This window comes from Microbacterium sp. Root166 (assembly GCF_001427145.1).
Taxonomy (GTDB): Bacteria; Actinomycetota; Actinomycetes; order Actinomycetales; family Microbacteriaceae; genus Microbacterium.
Genome location: NZ_LMGL01000002.1, coordinates 651,387 through 666,917 on the forward strand (window position 1 = coordinate 651,387; position 15,531 = coordinate 666,917).

18 protein-coding genes are annotated in these 15,531 nt (G+C 70.4%); 6 read left to right on the forward strand and 12 right to left on the reverse strand.

Annotated elements, in window-relative coordinates; genetic code table 11:
- Positions 1-185 precede the first annotated feature (185 nt).
- The 3 genes from ASD56_RS10875 (at position 186) to ASD56_RS10885 (ending at position 2,694) form a co-directional block, all read left to right on the forward strand.
- Entirely contained in the window at positions 186-440 is a 255-nt protein-coding gene (locus tag ASD56_RS10875) for a hypothetical protein (RefSeq protein WP_055965491.1), read from the forward strand.
- Positions 441-520: 80 nt separating this feature from the next.
- Positions 521-1,600: a GNAT family N-acetyltransferase gene (locus ASD56_RS10880; protein WP_200947505.1), complete on the forward strand. Its 1,080-nt coding sequence runs from the start codon at positions 521-523 to the stop codon at positions 1,598-1,600.
- The gene (locus ASD56_RS10885) at positions 1,597-2,694 is read left to right on the forward strand and encodes a GNAT family N-acetyltransferase (protein WP_055965494.1); all 1,098 of its coding nucleotides are present in this window, start codon (positions 1,597-1,599) and stop codon (positions 2,692-2,694) included. The genes ASD56_RS10880 and ASD56_RS10885 overlap by 4 nt, the downstream gene beginning before the upstream one ends.
- On the opposite strand, the gene mutM is transcribed toward ASD56_RS10885, so the two are convergent.
- The 6 genes from mutM to ASD56_RS10915 form a co-directional block, all read right to left on the reverse strand.
- Entirely contained in the window at positions 2,681-3,634 is a 954-nt protein-coding gene (mutM, locus tag ASD56_RS10890; protein ID WP_055965497.1) for a bifunctional DNA-formamidopyrimidine glycosylase/DNA-(apurinic or apyrimidinic site) lyase, read from the reverse strand. The genes ASD56_RS10885 and mutM overlap by 14 nt on opposite strands.
- Positions 3,627-4,316, reverse strand: a complete 690-nt coding sequence (gene rnc / locus ASD56_RS10895) for a ribonuclease III (RefSeq protein ID WP_055965919.1) — start codon at positions 4,314-4,316, stop codon at positions 3,627-3,629. The genes mutM and rnc overlap by 8 nt, the downstream gene beginning before the upstream one ends.
- Positions 4,317-4,344: 28 nt before the next feature.
- Positions 4,345-4,554 carry a 50S ribosomal protein L32 gene (gene rpmF, locus ASD56_RS10900; RefSeq protein WP_055965500.1) on the reverse strand — a complete coding sequence of 70 codons (210 nt, stop codon included), beginning with the start codon at positions 4,552-4,554 and terminating at the stop codon, positions 4,345-4,347.
- Between the two features lie 2 nt (positions 4,555-4,556).
- On the reverse strand, positions 4,557-5,111 hold the full coding sequence (locus tag ASD56_RS10905; protein WP_055965921.1) for a YceD family protein: 555 nt from the start codon (positions 5,109-5,111) through the stop codon (positions 4,557-4,559).
- Between the two features lie 61 nt (positions 5,112-5,172).
- A complete protein-coding gene (gene coaD / locus ASD56_RS10910) occupies positions 5,173-5,670 on the reverse strand; it encodes a pantetheine-phosphate adenylyltransferase (protein ID WP_055965503.1) in 498 nt (165 codons plus the stop codon).
- Between the two features lie 39 nt (positions 5,671-5,709).
- Complete coding sequence (locus ASD56_RS10915; protein ID WP_055965506.1) at positions 5,710-7,872, reverse strand: ATP-dependent DNA helicase RecG; 2,163 nt, start codon at positions 7,870-7,872, stop codon at positions 5,710-5,712.
- Positions 7,873-7,945: 73 nt separating this feature from the next.
- Between ASD56_RS10915 and ASD56_RS16390 the strand changes: the two genes are divergently transcribed.
- Positions 7,946-8,533, forward strand: coding sequence for a 1-acyl-sn-glycerol-3-phosphate acyltransferase (locus ASD56_RS16390; RefSeq protein WP_055965923.1), 588 nt, complete (start codon positions 7,946-7,948; stop codon positions 8,531-8,533).
- A 20-nt stretch (positions 8,534-8,553) separates the two neighbouring features.
- On the forward strand, positions 8,554-9,114 hold the full coding sequence (gene rsmD / locus ASD56_RS16395) for a 16S rRNA (guanine(966)-N(2))-methyltransferase RsmD (RefSeq protein ID WP_055965509.1): 561 nt from the start codon (positions 8,554-8,556) through the stop codon (positions 9,112-9,114).
- Positions 9,115-9,119: 5 nt separating this feature from the next.
- Here the strand turns inward: rsmD and thiL are convergent, their stop codons facing one another.
- Positions 9,120-10,109: a thiamine-phosphate kinase gene (gene thiL, locus ASD56_RS10930; RefSeq protein WP_055965512.1), complete on the reverse strand. Its 990-nt coding sequence runs from the start codon at positions 10,107-10,109 to the stop codon at positions 9,120-9,122.
- Between the two features lie 22 nt (positions 10,110-10,131).
- Here thiL and ASD56_RS10935 point away from each other — a divergent pair, with 22 nt between their 5' ends.
- The gene (locus ASD56_RS10935; RefSeq protein ID WP_157535962.1) at positions 10,132-10,608 is read left to right on the forward strand and encodes a DUF3515 family protein; all 477 of its coding nucleotides are present in this window, start codon (positions 10,132-10,134) and stop codon (positions 10,606-10,608) included.
- On the opposite strand, the gene ASD56_RS10940 is transcribed toward ASD56_RS10935, so the two are convergent.
- From ASD56_RS10940 to leuD, 5 genes are all read right to left on the reverse strand, one after another.
- On the reverse strand, positions 10,605-11,693 hold the full coding sequence (locus ASD56_RS10940) for a D-alanine--D-alanine ligase family protein (protein WP_055965514.1): 1,089 nt from the start codon (positions 11,691-11,693) through the stop codon (positions 10,605-10,607). The two genes, ASD56_RS10935 and ASD56_RS10940, sit on opposite strands and share 4 nt — an antisense overlap.
- Positions 11,593-12,729: an NAD(P)H-dependent glycerol-3-phosphate dehydrogenase gene (locus ASD56_RS10945; protein ID WP_055965517.1), complete on the reverse strand. Its 1,137-nt coding sequence runs from the start codon at positions 12,727-12,729 to the stop codon at positions 11,593-11,595. The genes ASD56_RS10940 and ASD56_RS10945 overlap by 101 nt, the downstream gene beginning before the upstream one ends.
- The gene (locus tag ASD56_RS10950; protein ID WP_055965927.1) at positions 12,719-13,468 is read right to left on the reverse strand and encodes a lysophospholipid acyltransferase family protein; all 750 of its coding nucleotides are present in this window, start codon (positions 13,466-13,468) and stop codon (positions 12,719-12,721) included. Before ASD56_RS10950 ends, ASD56_RS10945 begins: the two co-directional genes overlap by 11 nt.
- 22 nt (positions 13,469-13,490) lie before the next feature.
- Positions 13,491-14,858: a UDP-N-acetylglucosamine 1-carboxyvinyltransferase gene (gene murA / locus ASD56_RS10955; RefSeq protein WP_055965519.1), complete on the reverse strand. Its 1,368-nt coding sequence runs from the start codon at positions 14,856-14,858 to the stop codon at positions 13,491-13,493.
- A gap of 75 nt (positions 14,859-14,933) precedes the next feature.
- Positions 14,934-15,530, reverse strand: coding sequence for a 3-isopropylmalate dehydratase small subunit (leuD, locus tag ASD56_RS10960; RefSeq protein ID WP_055965522.1), 597 nt, complete (start codon positions 15,528-15,530; stop codon positions 14,934-14,936).
- Position 15,531: the final 1 nt, after the last annotated feature.

Genomic DNA, 15,531 nt, shown 5'->3' on the forward strand with positions numbered 1-15,531 from the left:
ACCGCCGGCTGACCCCGGCAGGGGAGAACTCTGCCCTCTCGAGGGCATGATCCTCCTGCGCCGCCCCGATCCCGGGTGCTGAGCGCATCTTCCTGCCTTCATCCCGTCGTGCTGCGGCATGACATCCCGCCCGACCGCGCGTGGTTCCGGGCATCCATCACCCATCCATCCGGAAGAGAACACTCATGAACACGACCTATGCGCCGCAGCGCCCCTCGGGAATCCCCGATACGCTGCGGCTCCCGAGCCGCGACACCCGCACCTCGATCATCGACCGCATCGCCCTTCACGTGGGCCTGCGACTGCTGCTCTGGGGTTCGAGGGCCCCGCGACTCGCCGACGATCGCGAGCGTCACGCTCGCGCGCACCGCAATCACGCCGCCACCAGGGCGCGTGAGCACGGCTACCTCCGCGAGGCCGCCCTCGCACCACGGTCATGACGACCGCGGGGTCCGTCCGCCCCACAGCGGGCGGACCCCTCCCCACTTCCTTCCCAGACCAGACCGAAAGACGCGACATCATGACCACACTCACCGACATCGAGTTCCGGCCGCTCACGGTTCCGGGTTCCATCGATGCACCGGACGCAGCCGACTTCGTCGAGATGGTGCGCGTGCGCAACGCCATCTATCGCGAGATCTCCGGCCACGGCGATCACGCGATCACCGCGGACGAGCTGCTGCCGCACTACGCCACGACCGACTACGAGCGCCGGCTGTCCTGGGTCGTCGTGGACGACGGCGCCATCATCGGGCGCGTCGGCATCGACATGCCCCTCGAAGGCGACTCCAAGGTCGCGTTCTGGCTCATCGAGCTCCTGCACGACACGTGGGGGCGCGGAATCGGCTCTGCGGCGTACGACCTCGTCGAGACGGTCGCCCGTGAGAACGGTCGCACCGTCCTGCAATCGTTCGCCGAGCATCCTGCCTCCGCCGGTCCCCGGATCGCGCCGCCCACGGGCTTCGGCGACATCCCCGAGGACCACGTCGCACGGTTCTACCGCCGGCACGGCTACACGCTCGAGCAGGTCGAGCGCAACAGCGCGTTCGACCTCATGGGTTCTTTCGACACCGTCCAGCGCCTGCACGACGAGGCGATCGCCGCGTCGGCCGGGTATCGCGTCGTGCAGTGGTTCGCACCGACGCCGGACGAGTACGCCGAGGGCTACGCCTGGATGAAGTCGCGCATGGCGACGGATGCCCCTTCGGCCGACATGGAGTTCGACGAGGAGACCTGGGACGCCGCGCGCATCGCCACGCACGATGCCAAGTACACCGAGTCGGGCCGGACGATCCAGGTGACCGCGGCGCAGCACATCGCCACCGGCGAGCTGTGCGCGTTCAACGAGCTGGTCATCGGCAAGGACCGCACCGAGGCCAGTCATCAGGAGGACACGCTCGTCCTCAAGGGTCACCGCGGCCACAAGCTGGGCACGCTCGTCAAGTGCGCCGGTCTGCTCTCGTGGCGCGAGATCGCGCCGCAGTCCCCCCGTGTGCTCACGTACAACGCAGAGGAGAATCGCCCCATGCTCGACATCAACGAGGCGATCGGATTCGCTCCGATCGCGTACAACGGCGCCTGGAAGAAGGTGCTCTCATGACCGATGTGGCTCAGCAGTCCACGCTGACGATCGGCCGCATCGTCGTGCCGGCCTCGCTCGACGCACCCGACGCCGGGCCGTTCCTCGAGCTCGTGCGCATCGCCAACGAGGTGTGCCGGTACGACGCCGGCCACGACTACCTCGACGAGGTGCCGAGCGAGGTGCTCGGCATGTGGCAGGACCAGTCGGACTGGACCCAGATCGGCTTCGCGGCCGAACGGGGAGGCGAGATCCTCGGCGTGGTCAAGCTCATGATCTCCAACGAGGACGACGTGTCGGCTGTCGAGTTCGACCTCATGATCGATCCCCCGAAGTGGGGTCAGGGTGCGGAGGAGCTGCTCGCCGAGGTCGAGCGCGAGGCGCGCGACCGCGGGATCCCGACGATCCAGACCTGGACGCTGCATCGTCCGGGAACGGCGGGACCGGCGCTCGTGCCGCCCACCGGGGCAGGATCCGTTCCCGCCGAGGATCGCCAGACCGTGTTCCAGGTCGCCAACGGGTTCACCCTCGAGCAGGTCGAGCGCAACAGCGTGTTCGACCTGACCGGCGACTTCGGGGTCGTCGAGCGCATGCTCGCCGAGGCCGAAGCGGCCGCGGGCCCCGACTACCGCCTCGTCACGTGGACGGCTCCCACTCCCCCGGAGTTCCGGGACGGGTTCGCGTACGCGATGTCGCGGATGTCGACGGACGCCCCGGCCGGCGGTCTGGTCATCGACGAACAGCACTGGGACGCCGCGCGCGTGGAGCGCCGCGACGCACGTCAGCGCGCGCAGGGCCTGACGGTCTCGGTCGCCGCGATCCAGCACGTTCCGACCGGGACCATCGCCGCATACAACGAGCTCGTCATCGCCGAGGATCACTCCGCGGCGACGCAGCAGTACGGCACGCTCGTGCTCAAGGAGCACCGCGGGCGGCGCCTGGGCACGATCGTGAAGTGCGCGAACCTGCTGCGCTGGCGCGAGGTCGTCCCCGACTCCCCTCGGGTGTCGACGTTCAACGCCGAGGAGAATCGCCACATGCTCGACATCAACGAGGCGATCGGCTTCGTTCCGGCGTCCTACGCCGGCGCGTGGAAGAAGGTCATCGCGATCTGAGGGCCGCGGCATCCGTTGAGGACGACGGATGCCGCGGCCGCTGGCAGCGCGGGCAGAAGTGGCTCGACCGGTTCGTGAACGACACGCGCACGATCGGCCTGCCGCAGCGCGGGCAGGGCTGACCGGTGCGACCGTACGCGTTCAGCGAGTGGGCGAAGTATCCCGCCTGCCCGTTGACGTTGACGTACTGGGCGTCGAAGCTCGTGCCACCCTCGGCCAGGGCTTTGTCCAGGACATGCCGCACCTCGGCCAGCAGCCGGTTCGCCGCACGAGTCGAGAGCGAACTCGCGGGCGTCTCGGGATGGATGCGCGCCGCCCACAGCGCTTCGTCCGCGTAGATGTTGCCGACGCCGCTGAGCACGGTCTGATCGAGCAGCACCCGCTTGATCGCCGAGTTCTTGCGCGCGAGGGCACGCCGCAGTGCGGCATCCGAGAACGCCGGATCGAGCGGGTCACGGGCGATGTGCGACACCTGCCGTGGAACGGATGCCTCGGCACTGCCGAACCCGCCCGGTGCGCCGTCGGCCGTCGGGACGAGTTCGTCGATGGCCAGTGAGCCGAATGTCCGCTGGTCCGCGAAGACGACGGACACCTCGCCGTGCTCGGGATGGTCCAGATCGATGCGGACCCGCTCGTGACGTTCCGGGGCAGCCCCGGGTGCCCGCAGCAGCAGCTGCCCGCTCATTCCGAGGTGGCCGACGACGGCCTCGGTCGGGTCTCGGTCGCCGGTGCGCTCCTCGAGCGGGAGCCACAGGAACTTGCCCCGTCGCGCTGCGGACCTGATGACGCGGCCCGCGAGCGCGGCCTCGAAATGGGCGCCGGCGCCCGGATGCCGCGTGAGGGCGCGCTCGTCGACGACGGTCACCCCGAGCACGGTGGCACCGGTGACCGCGGGGGCGAGGCCGGCACGGACCACCTCGACCTCGGGCAGTTCAGGCACGCGCGGTGAGTTCCTGCCAGGCGCTGAGCGCCGCGGCCATCTCGGCCTGCTTCTTGCTCGTGCCGAGACCCTCGGCCGCGACGTCGCCCACCACCACGACGGCGGTGAATTTGCGGTCGTGATCGGGTCCGGTCGAGGACACCGAGTACGCGGGCGGCTGGACGCCGGTGCGGGCGGCCAGCTCCTGCAGACTCGTCTTGGGATCCATCGCGGCGCCGTAGCGCTCGGGGTCGGCGAGGAGCGGCTCGACGAGGCTCAGCACCAGGCCGGTCGCCGCTTCGGGCCCGGCGGAGAGGTAGGTGGCGCCGATGACGGCTTCCATGGTGTCCGCGAGGATCGAGTCCTTCTCGCGTCCGCCGGTGAGGTCTTCGCCGCGGCCGAGCTTGAGGTGCGCGCCGAGGCCGATGCCCCGGGCGATCTCCGCGAGCGCCAGGGTCGATACGACACTGGCGCGACGCTTCGCGAGGGCGCCCTCTTCGAGTTCGGGGTGCTTCGTGAACAGAAGCACGGTCACCGCCTGCCCGAGCACCGAGTCGCCGAGGAACTCGAGGCGCTCGTTGTGGGGAACCTGCCCGTGCTCGTAAGCCCAGGAACGGTGCGTGAGTGCGAGCGACAGAAGCTCGGGGTCGATGTCGACCCCGAGCTTCTGTACGAGCTCGGTGAGCGCGAGGCGCTCATCCATGACGTCGGTCACGTCGCCGGTCGGGCGATCAGACGTCGGCGACCTTGCGGCCCTTGTACTCCAGGAACAGCTCGGTGCCCTGCGAGTCGGTGACGACCTTCGCCTGGTGGGGACGGCTGTAGACGGTCTTGCCGTTCTCGACGGTGGTGGTCAGCGTGATGGGCGCCGCCTTCCACTGCGCGCGACGTGAGCGCGTGTTGGAACGGGAGACCTTCCGCTTCGGGGGGTTACCTGCCATGGCTAGCTCTCTTCTGTGTTCTCGGCGCCGGCGCGCGGGGCGTCGTCGTCGTGGTCTGTGGTGTAGTCCTGGAGCGCGGCCCAGCGAACATCGAGGGGCTCACGCTGCTCTGCACCGGTGCTCGTGGTCAGTCGCTCACCCGTGGCCGGATCGAGGCCGGGGCAATCCGGCTGACACACCGGCTGAAACGGAAGCGACAGGACAATCGCATCCCTGACCAGAGTTTCAAGATCCACGTGGTCGTCTTGAACCTCGAAGTCAGTTGCTTCCTCTCCAGGATACGCGAAAAGCTCCTGAAACTCGACTTGGAGGCCCTCGGCGATGTCCGTGAGGCATCGGCTGCAGACACCGGCGTACTCGGTGTCCGCCGTTCCGGAGACCAGGATGCCCTCGTGGACGGACTCGAGACGAACGTCCAGATCGATCGGGACGCCGGCTTCGACCGCCACCAGGCCCTCGCCCCACTTCTCGGGCGCGGGAACCTCGAAGGAGTGCTCCCGCATCTCACCGGGGCTGCGGATGATGTCCTTGACGCGGATCACGAAAGGACCCGTCACATGCTGTCTGACCACGATCACCCATCGTAGTGGGGCGGCCCTGTGCGGGGACCGGGAACCCTCAGCCCTGGTGCGCGCCGGTGTCGAGGAAGCGGGCGACCGCGGCGGGCACGAACGGCGACACGTCGCCGCCGAGGGATGCGACCTGGCGCACGAGGGAACTCGACACCAGGGCGTGCGCGGGGTCGGGCAGCAGGAACACCGTCTCGACGTGCGCGAGATGGCGGTTCACGATCGCCATGGGCGTCTCGTACGCGACGTCGACCTGGGAGCGGATACCCTTCACGAGCACGCCGGCGTCGACATCCGTCGCGTAGTCGACCAGCAGGCCCATGCTCCACGAGGCGACGATGACGTCCCCCTCGATGCCGCTCTCGGCGATGGACTGCTCGAGCAGGGTGAGCCGCTGCGCGATGGGGAGCATCGCCTCTTTGCCGGGGTTGTGGACCACCAGCACGTGCAGCTGGTCGTACAGCGAGGCGGCGCGGCGGATGACGTCGAGATGCCCGAGGGTCGGCGGGTCGAAGGACCCGGGGACCACGGCGATCCGGCTGTTCATGTCGTCAGCCTATCGGCCGTCCGGCAGCGCCCGGTCGCGTCAGTTCTTCGCGAGCGCGGCCCGCTCCTCCATGCCCACGCGCCGATCGAGCGCGGCGACGAGACCGGGGTGGCGCAGCAGCGCCGGATCGTCGTCGAGCACCCGCTCGGCGGCGACGCGCGCTTCGGCGATGATGTCGGCGTCCTTGACGACGCGCAGCAGCCGCAGCGATGACCGGGCACCCGACTGGGCGTCGCCCAGTACGTCGCCCTCGCCGCGCAGGTCGAGGTCGACCTCGGCGAGCTCGAAGCCGTCCAGCGTCGCGGCCACCGCCTCGACCCGCTCCCGAGCGGGCGAGCCGACTCCGGCCTCCGTCACGAGCAGGCACAGGCCCGGCACGCCGCCGCGCCCGACGCGGCCGCGGAGCTGATGCAGCTGCGAGACGCCGAAGCGGTCGGCCTCGAGGATCGCCATCGTCGACGCGTTGGGGACGTCCACGCCGACCTCGACGACGGTCGTCGCGACGAGCACGTCGACGTCGCCCCGGGCGAACGCCTGCATCACGGCATCCTTCTCGTCGGACGGCATCTTGCCGTGCAGGATCTCGACCCGGATGTCGGAGAACGACGGATGCCGCGACAGCAGGTCGGCGACCTGCACGACGCCCCAGCGGGTCTTCGTCTGCTCGATCGCGGCATCGCCCACCGGCTCATCGGCGGTGTCATCCTTCGCGAGGGTCTCGGCGTCGATCGCCGCGCACACCACGAAGGCCTGCCGGCCCTGCGCGACCTCCTCGGCGATCCGGTCCCAGACCCGCGCGAACCAGGCGGGCTTCTCGGCCAGCGGAGCGACGTAGGTCTGGATGCCGGCGCGACCGGCCGGCATGGTGCGAATGGTCGACACGTCGAGGTCGCCGAACACCGTCATCGCGACCGTCCGCGGGATCGGCGTGGCGGTGAGCACGAGCGCGTGCGGCGACGAGCCCTTGGCGCGCAGCGACTCGCGCTGCTCGACCCCGAAGCGGTGCTGCTCGTCGACGACCACCAGCCCCAGATCGGCGAAGGTCGTGCTCTCGCTGAGCAGGGCGTGCGTCCCCACCACGATGCGGGCTTGACCCGACGCGACGCGCAGCGCGGCCTTGCGGCGCTCCGCGGCGGGCATCTGACCGGTGAGCAGCGTCGGCATGAGCTCGGGAGCGAGCTGGGGTCCGAGCATCCGGGCGATCGAGCGCAGGTGCTGTCCGGCCAGCACCTCCGTCGGCGCGATGAGGGCCGACTGCCCGCCGCTCTGGGCGACCTGCAGCATGGCACGCAGCGCCACCAGGGTCTTGCCCGAGCCGACCTCGCCCTGCACCAGCCGGTTCATCGGCCAGTCGCCCTGCAGGTCGCGCTCGACCTGCTCGCCCACGCTGACCTGGTCGGGCGTGAGCGGGAAGGGCAGCGCGTCGTCGAACCGCTCCAGGAGCGGGCCGGGCGTCCGCCGGGTGGCCGAGAGCGCACGGACGAAGGCGCGCTGCTGCAGCAGGGCGGCCTGGAGCACGAACGCCTCGTGCATGCGCAGCGTCGCGCGCGCCGGCTCGATCTCGTCCTCGAACGCGGGCCGGTGGATCCGTTCGATCGCGGCGCGCGCCTCGAGCAGGCCATGGCGCTCGCGCAGCCAGTCGGGAAGGGGATCGGGCACCTCCCCCAGCCCGTCGAGCACGAGCTCGACGATCTTCGCGAACTGCCAGCTCGCGACGGTGCTGGTGGCGGGGTAGATCGGGATGGGCAGGTTCGCGTTGGCCTCGGCCGTCATCCGCGCGGTGGCCTCGTCGTCGAACAGCTCGTAATCCGGGTGCGCGAGCTGTTTGGCGCCGCGATACTCCCCCACCTTCCCGGCGAAGATTCCGCGCCGGCCCGGCACGAGATCCTTCATGCGCCAGGACTGGTTGAAGAACGTCAGCGAGAGGTCGCCCTGGCCGTCGCTGATGACGACTTCGAGCAGCGACCCCTTGCGGTTCTGCATGCGTCGCTCGTTCGCCCGGCGCACCTCGGCTACGATCGTGACGGCCTCGCCGACGGGCAGGGACGAGATCTGCGTCAGCTCGCCGCGCCGGGCATAGCGTCGGGGATAGTGCGACAGCAGGTCGCCCACGGTCCGCATGCCGAACGCGCGCTCGAGAGCCGAAGACGTCTTTCCGCCCACGGCGCCGTCCAGGCGCGACTCGAGGGTGAACGACGGCATGGGTCGAGTCTAGATTCGACCGGCGACGCGCGACTGTCGGCGTTACCCCAGCGCCGTGGCGTACGGTGACCTGATGCTCCGACGTCTCGTGTCCCGCCTCTACTGGGCGTGCAGCCGCTGGACGCTGTCCACCGAGCCCGCGCCCGCCCGACCCACCGTCCTCCTCGGCGTGCCGCACACGTCGAACTGGGACTTCGCGCTCATGCTCGCGATCGCGTGGCGCCTGGGGATCCACGTCCGATGGCTCGGCAAGGCCAGCCTGTTCGACGGCTGGCGTGGGCCGCTCATGCGCAAGCTCGGCGGGATCCCGGTGGACCGGTCCGATCCCTCGCGCGTCGTGAGCGACGTCGTCGCCCGCATCCGCGGCGGCGAGAAGTTCGGACTCGTCGTCACGCCCGAGGGCACCCGCGGCGCCGGCGCGTACTGGAAGTCGGGCTTCTACCGGATCGCGCGCGAGACCGGGCTGCCCGTCACGCTCGGCTACGTCGACCGGACCACGATGACGACCGGCCTCGGTCCCACGATCGAGCTGACCGGAGACGTCCGCGCCGACATGGACGTCATCCGCGCCTTCTACGCCGACAAGTCGGGCATGCGCCCGGAGTACCGCACCGAGCCCCGCCTGCGCGAAGAGGACGCTCCGGCGGCACCGTCTGCCTGAGCGCCGGATATCGTGACGGTGTGACGCGCATCATCTCCGGCCGCGCCGGTTCCCTCACCCTCGAGGTCCCCGACGCGGGGACCCGTCCCACCAGCGACCGCGTCCGCGAGTCGCTGTTCGGCGCCCTCGAGTCCGCCGACCTGGTCCGCGGTGCCGCCGTGCTGGACCTGTACGCCGGCTCGGGCGCGCTCGCACTCGAGGCGATCAGCCGGGGCGCGGCATCCGCCGACCTCGTCGAGAAAGCGCCGCGCGCCGCGACGACCGCGCAACGCAACGCCGACCGGGTGGTGAAGTCAGTGGGGCGGGATGCCGCGATCGCCGTCCATCGCAGCTCGGCGGTGGCCTACCTGCAGGTCCCCCGCGGGCCCTTCGACCTGGTCTTCATCGACCCGCCGTACGACCTGCCCGAGTCCGAGCTCACGCACGTCCTCGAGCTGCTGGCAGGATCGCTCACCCCGCATGCAACGGTCATCGTCGAGCGCGCGAAGCGATCCCCTGAGCCGACGCTCCCTGCGCAGCTCACGCATCAGCGCGACAAGCGCTACGGCGACACGACCCTGTGGTGGGTCACCACGATCTGACCGGCTCAGCCGCGTCCGGCATCCCAGTCCCGATAGGGGTCCCAGCCGCCGCGCCCGTCGAAGGCACGGCCGTCGACCAGGACGAGGTCGTCCTGCCGCGCGATCACCCGACCGACCACCCGGAACCCAGGCGGAAGGTCCGCCGCGGAGGGAAAGGTCGCGAGGAGGGCATGGTCCTCTCCGCCGGACAGCGCGGAACCCGGGTCCCAGCCGAGTGCCGCCGCATCGACGGCGACGGTGACCCCGGATGCCGCGGCCAGGCGTGAGGCGTCCAGGACCAGGCCGTCCGAGACGTCCATCATCGCCGTGGCGCCGGCGCGGGCGGCCTCGCGTCCGAGGGACACCGGCGGCGACGGCCGCAGCTGCACCGCGAGATCGGCCGCCTCCTCGTCGGTGAGGTCGTGTTCGTCGACGGGGATCGGGTCGCCCGACGCGTCGGTGAATCGCGAGAACAGCACCCGCAGGCCGCGCGCGGCGGCGCCGAGCTCACCGGCCACCGTGACGACATCCCCGACCTGCGCACCCGACCGCAGCACGGGCTCCACGCCGTCGAGCGTGCCCAGAGCTGTCACCGCGATGGTGAGCGTGTCGGAGACCGTGAGGTCGCCGCCTTCGACCGCGCAGCCCGGCGCGAGCTCGTCGCAGGCGGCACGCAGGCCCGCCGCGAGCCCTTCGACGAACGACAGCCGTGTCTCGTCGGGCATCGCGAGTGCGACGAGCAGCGCGCTGGGTGCGGCCCCCATGGCGGCGACGTCGGCGAGGTTCACCGCAGCGGCCTTCCACCCCAGGTCATAGGCGCTCGACCACGCGAGGCGGAAGTCCGGGCCGTGCACGAGGGTGTCGACGGTGGCCACCACGCGTCCGCCGGGGGCGGCTATGACAGCCGCGTCGTCGCCGGGGCCGACCAGCGCGCGCGAGGGGCCGAGCCCGTCGAGGATCGTGCGCAGGATGGCGACCTCGCTCAGTTCGCCCACGGACGGATCGGAGGCACTCATCCCCCCAAGGTAGCCTGGAGGAGTGATCCCATCGCGCCGACTCCTCGCCGCCGCGATCACGCTGGCCGCGTGCGTGGGCATCGCCGGCTGCGCGAGTCCCGTGGCGCTCGAGCCCGCTCCGGAGGCGAACAGCCCGGAGTGCGCGGAGGTCACTGTCCGTCTTCCGGGAGATCTCGGCGGACAGGCGCGCCGCTGGACGGACGCGCAGGCGACCGGCGCGTGGGGCGACCCCGCGACGATCCTGCTGACGTGCGGCGTCACACCCCCGGGGCCGACCACGCTCCCCTGCGAGACGCGCAACGGCGTCGACTGGATCATCGACGACGCGGAAGCCCCGCAGTACCGGTTCACGACCTTCGGCCGCGTCCCGGCCGTCGAGGTCTACCTGGACAGCGAGAAGGTCGCCAGCGCCGACGTCATCGAAACCCTCTCGGCGATCGCCGACCTGCTTCCGACCGACGGCTCGGCCTGCACCGAGCGTCCCGCGGACGAGGGCTAGGCCCGCTCCAGCGCGGTGTCGACGAGCTCGGTGAGCAGCTCCGGGTAGGTCATGCCGGAGGCGATCCAGCACTTCGGGAACATCGAGATCGGCGTGAAGCCGGGCATCGTGTTGAGTTCGTTGACGTACAGGCCGTCCGCCGCGAGGAAGAAGTCGACGCGGGCGAGGCCGCGCCCGTCCACAGCCTCGAATGCGCGGACCCCGAGCTCCTGGATCGCCGCGATCTCGGCGTCGTCGAGGTCGGCCGGGCACACCACCTCGGCTCCGTCGCCGCCGAGATACTTGCCCTCGAAGTCGTAGAACTCACGGGTCGTGAGGACGATCTCGCCCGGCAGCGACGCGCGAGGCGCCGCGCCGCCGCGGCCCTCGAGGATCGCGACCTCGACCTCGCGGCCGACGATCGCCGACTCGATCAGCACCTTGTCGTCCTCCGCGAACGCCAGCGCCAGGGCGTCGGCCAGCTCCGAGGGATCGTGGACCTTGGACACCCCGACGCTCGACCCGGCGCGCGCGGGCTTGACGAAAGTGGGCTCGCCCAGGGCTGCGGCATCCGCTCGCACGCCCTCGGGATCGCGCTCCCAGCGCTGCCTGGTGACCGTGACCCACGGCGAGACCGGCACGCCGGCGGCCTCGAGCACGATCTTCATGAAGTGCTTGTCCATGCACAGCGCGGAGTCGAGCACTCCGCCGCCGGCGTACGGGATCCCGAGCGTGTCGAAGAAGCCCTGGACGGTGCCGTCCTCGCCGTGCAGGCCATGAAGGATCGGCAGCACCACGTCCACGGTGCCGACCTCGGAGATGGAGCCGTCGGCGCGCCGTACACGCAGCGTGCGATCGCCCCCACCCTCCGGCCACAGCACGCGGGTGCCGTTGTCGACGACTTCGGGGAGCCGCTCGGCGTCCAGCGCGAACTTGTCGGGGTCGTCGTCCTCGAGGACGAACACGCCGTCGCGGGTGATGCCGACCGGGATCACCCGGTAGCGATCACGATCGATCGCCCGCAGCACCCCGCCCGCCGTTGCGGAACTGATCGAGTGCTCGCTGGATCGACCGCCAAAGAGCACCGCCACCGCCGGCCTGTCCATTCTGCGTCCTCTCCCCCTGCGGGGTGTCATCGTCTGTCGTGAGATGGGGCGCGATGTCGCGCGGGTTCATGGTTCCGTCGAGCACCATCTTGACCTGCTCGACGATCGGCATCTCGACGCCGACCTCCCGCGCGAGCTGCAGGATGGGCGCCACCGAGGCGAGGCCTTCGGCGGTCTGGTTCATCTGCTTGACGACGTCGTCGAAGCGGTAGCCCTGTCCGAGCAGACGCCCGGCGGTGTTGTTGCGGCTGAGCGGCGACTGGCACGTCGCGATGAGGTCGCCGAGACCGGCGAGACCTTGCAGAGTCTCGGGGTGCGCGCCGAAGGCCACCGCGAAGTCCGTCATCTCGACGAGGCCGCGCGTGATGATCGACGCCTTCGTGTTCTCGCCGTAGCCGACGCCGTCGACGATGCCGATGGCGACGGCGATGAGGTTCTTCAGCACGCCGCCGAACTCGGTGCCGATCACGTCCGTGTTGACGAACGTGCGGAAGTAGGAGTTGCGGGCGAGTCGCGCGACCGCCTCGGCCGTCTCCTGGCTCGTCGAGGAGATGACCGCCGCGGTGGGCTGCTCGCGCGCGATCTCGAGGGCGAGGTTCGGGCCGGACGCGACCGCGATGCGGGCCGGGTCGCAGTCCAGCTCCTGCTCGATGACCTGGCTCATGCGCAGACCGGTGCGCCGCTCCACGCCCTTCATGAGGGAGACGATCGGCACGTCGTTCTGCTCGACGAGCGGACGCACGGCCTTCAGGTTCTGCCGCACGGCCTGGCTCGGGATCGACAGGTAGACCTGCTCGGCGCCTTCGAGCGCCTCGGACAAGTGGTGCGTGGCGTCCATGCTGCGCGGCAGGTTGATGCCGGGCAGGTACTCGCTGTTGCGCTTGGCCTCGTGGATCTCGCTCGCCAGCTCGGGTCGGCGTGCCCACATCACGACGTCCGCGCCGCCGTCGGCGAGGATCTTGCCGAACGTCGTGCCCCAGCTGCCGGCGCCGATGACCGCGACGCGCGGGCGCGCGGGTTCCTGTCTACGACTCAAGGCGACCCGTCTCCTTCTGGCCGTGCTCGGCCGGGTTCCAGCGCGTCGCGGGCGCGGGCTCGCCGCGCAGCTCGGACAGGAGTGCTGCGACGGCGGCCATCACGTGGTCGGTCGCCGCGGCCAGGTTGGGCTGCTGCCCCTCCTTGCGGAAGGCCGACAGATCGACCGGATCGCCGATGAGCACCTTCACCCGGCGGCGCAGCGGCCACAGCCGCAGCTTGCCGTAGCGGGGCATCACCTGCTGCACGCCCCACTGCGCCATCGGGATGACGGGGATGCCGCCCTCCAGCGCCAGGCGCACCGCGCCGGTCTTGCCGCGCATCGGCCACAGGTCGGGTTCGCGTGTGAGCGTGCCCTCCGGGTAGACGATGACCCCGCGGCCGAGCCGGACGAGCGTCTGCGACGTCTCGAGCGTCTGACGGGCGGATGCCGCGGACGAGGACCGCGCAACCGGAACCATGCCCGTGCCCCGCAGGACCCAGCCGAGCACCGGCACCCGGAAGAGGCTCTCCTTGGCCATGAACCGCGGTGCGCGCCCGGCCTTCCACACGGCGAGGGCGACCGCGAGCGGGTCGGCCTCGGAGTAGTGGTTCGGCGCGAGCACGAAGGCTCCCTCGCGGGGAAGCTTCTCGGCGCCCTCGATCTCGAGCTTGAACAGCAGCGCGATCAAGGGCGCGGCGATGGCGGCGAGGGGCCAGAAGACGCTAGGCCGGGACTTCTCACGAGAGGCCGGCGGCATCGGCGACGAGGGAGCCACCGCGTTATCCGATGACGTCGAAGTCGGCGCCGAGGTCGTCGAGCTTGGTGAGGAACTTCTCGTAGCCGCGACGGATGATGCCGACGTTTCGGACGACCGACTCGCCTTCGGCGGTGAGGGCGGCGATCACGTAGCTGTAGCCGCCGCGGAGGTCGGGGACCTCGACGTCGGCTGCGTGCAGCGGCGTCGGGCCGTTGATGACTGCGGCCTGCTCGAGCGCGCGGCGCGGGACGCGGCGGTCGGCCGAGTCGATGCCCTGCGGGTGCACGACGATGTCGGCGCCCATCTGCACGAGGGCCTGCGTGAAGCCGAGGCGGTTCTCGTACACCGTCTCGTGCACGGTCGACGTGCCCGTCGCCTGCGTAAGCGCCACGATGAGCGGCTGCTGCCAGTCGGTCATGAAGCCGGGGTGGACGTCGGTCTCGACGACGACGGGCTTGAGGGCGCCGTCGCGACGGAACTGGATGCCGTCCTCGTGCACGTCGAACCAGCCGCCGGCCTTGCGGAAGACGTTGAGGAACGTCAGCATCTCCTGCTGCTTGGCTCCGCCGACGAAGATGTCGCCGTCGGTGGCCAGAGCGGCGCAGGCCCACGAGGCGGCCTCATTGCGGTCGAAGATCGCCCGGTGGTCGTAGCCGCGCAACTCGTCGACGCCCTCGATGAGGATCACCCGGTTGGGCTCATACGAGATGATCGCGCCCATCTTCTGGAGCACCGCGATGAGGTCCATGATCTCGGGCTCGATCGCGGCGTTGCGCAGCTCGGTCGTGCCCTTCGCCTTGACCGCGGTGAGCAGCACCTGCTCGGTCGCGCCGACGCTGGGGTACGGCAGCTCGATGTTCGCGCCGTGCAGGCCGTCGGGGGCGGTGATGCGGATGCCCTCGTAGCTCTTGTCGACGACCGCACCGAACGCGCGCAGCGCGTCCATGTGGAAGTTGATCGGACGGTCGCCGATGCGGCAGCCGCCGAGGTCGGGGATGAGCGCCTCGCCGAGCAGGTGCAGCAGCGGGCCGCAGAACAGGATCGGGATGCGGGATGCCCCGGCGTGCGCGTCGATCGCCTCGAAGTGCGCCGCGACAGCCCCGCTCGGGTCGAAGTGCAGGGTGCCCTCGTCCTCGCCGTCCCACACCTTGACGCCGTGGACCTCGAGGAGCGAGCGCACGACCTTCACGTCGCTGATGTCGGGGACGTCGCGCAGCGTGCTCGTCGTGCCGCCCAGGAGCGCCGCCACCATCGCCTTGGTCACCAGGTTCTTCGCACCCTTGACCTCGACTCGACCGGTCAGCGGACGCCCCCCCCGGATGGCGAGGACATCGCCTTCCGGCTCTTCTCCGGCTGATCGGTCGGGCGTGACGCTAAGGGCGGACTTCATCCGGAGGACCTCACTTGTGTGTTCGAGGGCAGGCTGGGGGCGGGTCGCGCGCCCGATCGGGGCGAGCGTCCTGGCTTACGGAACGGGTAGTGTCCGCGGCCGCCATGCCTCACGGCGAGCCTCGAACTGCGAGATCTTTTCTTCGTCCCGCAGCGTGAGCCCGATGTCGTCGAGCCCTTCGAGAAGCCGCCACCTAGTGTAATCATCGATGTCGAAAGCGACCTCGATGTCGCCGATCGTGGCCCGGAGGGCTTGCAGATCGACGGTCATGCTGATACCGGGCTCGGCCTCGATGGCCGCCCAGATCGCTTCGATGTCCGACTCCGACACGACGCCCGCGACAAGGCCCTGCTTGCCTGCGTTCCCGCGGAAGATGTCGGCGAACCGCGAACTCAGCACGACGTGGAAGCCGAAGTCGCGCAGCGCCCAGACGGCGTGCTCACGGCTCGACCCGGTGCCGAAGTCCGGTCCTGCAACGAGGACGCTCGCACCCTGGTACGCGGGCTGGTTGAGGACGAACGCCGGGTCCTGGCGCCAGTTGGCGAAAAGGGCGTCTTCGAATCCCGTCTTGGTGACGCGCTTGAGGTAGACGGCCGGGATGATCTGGTCGGTGTCGACCGCGGAGCGCTTCAGCGGCGCGGCGATGCCGGTGTGGGTGGTGAACTTCTCCATG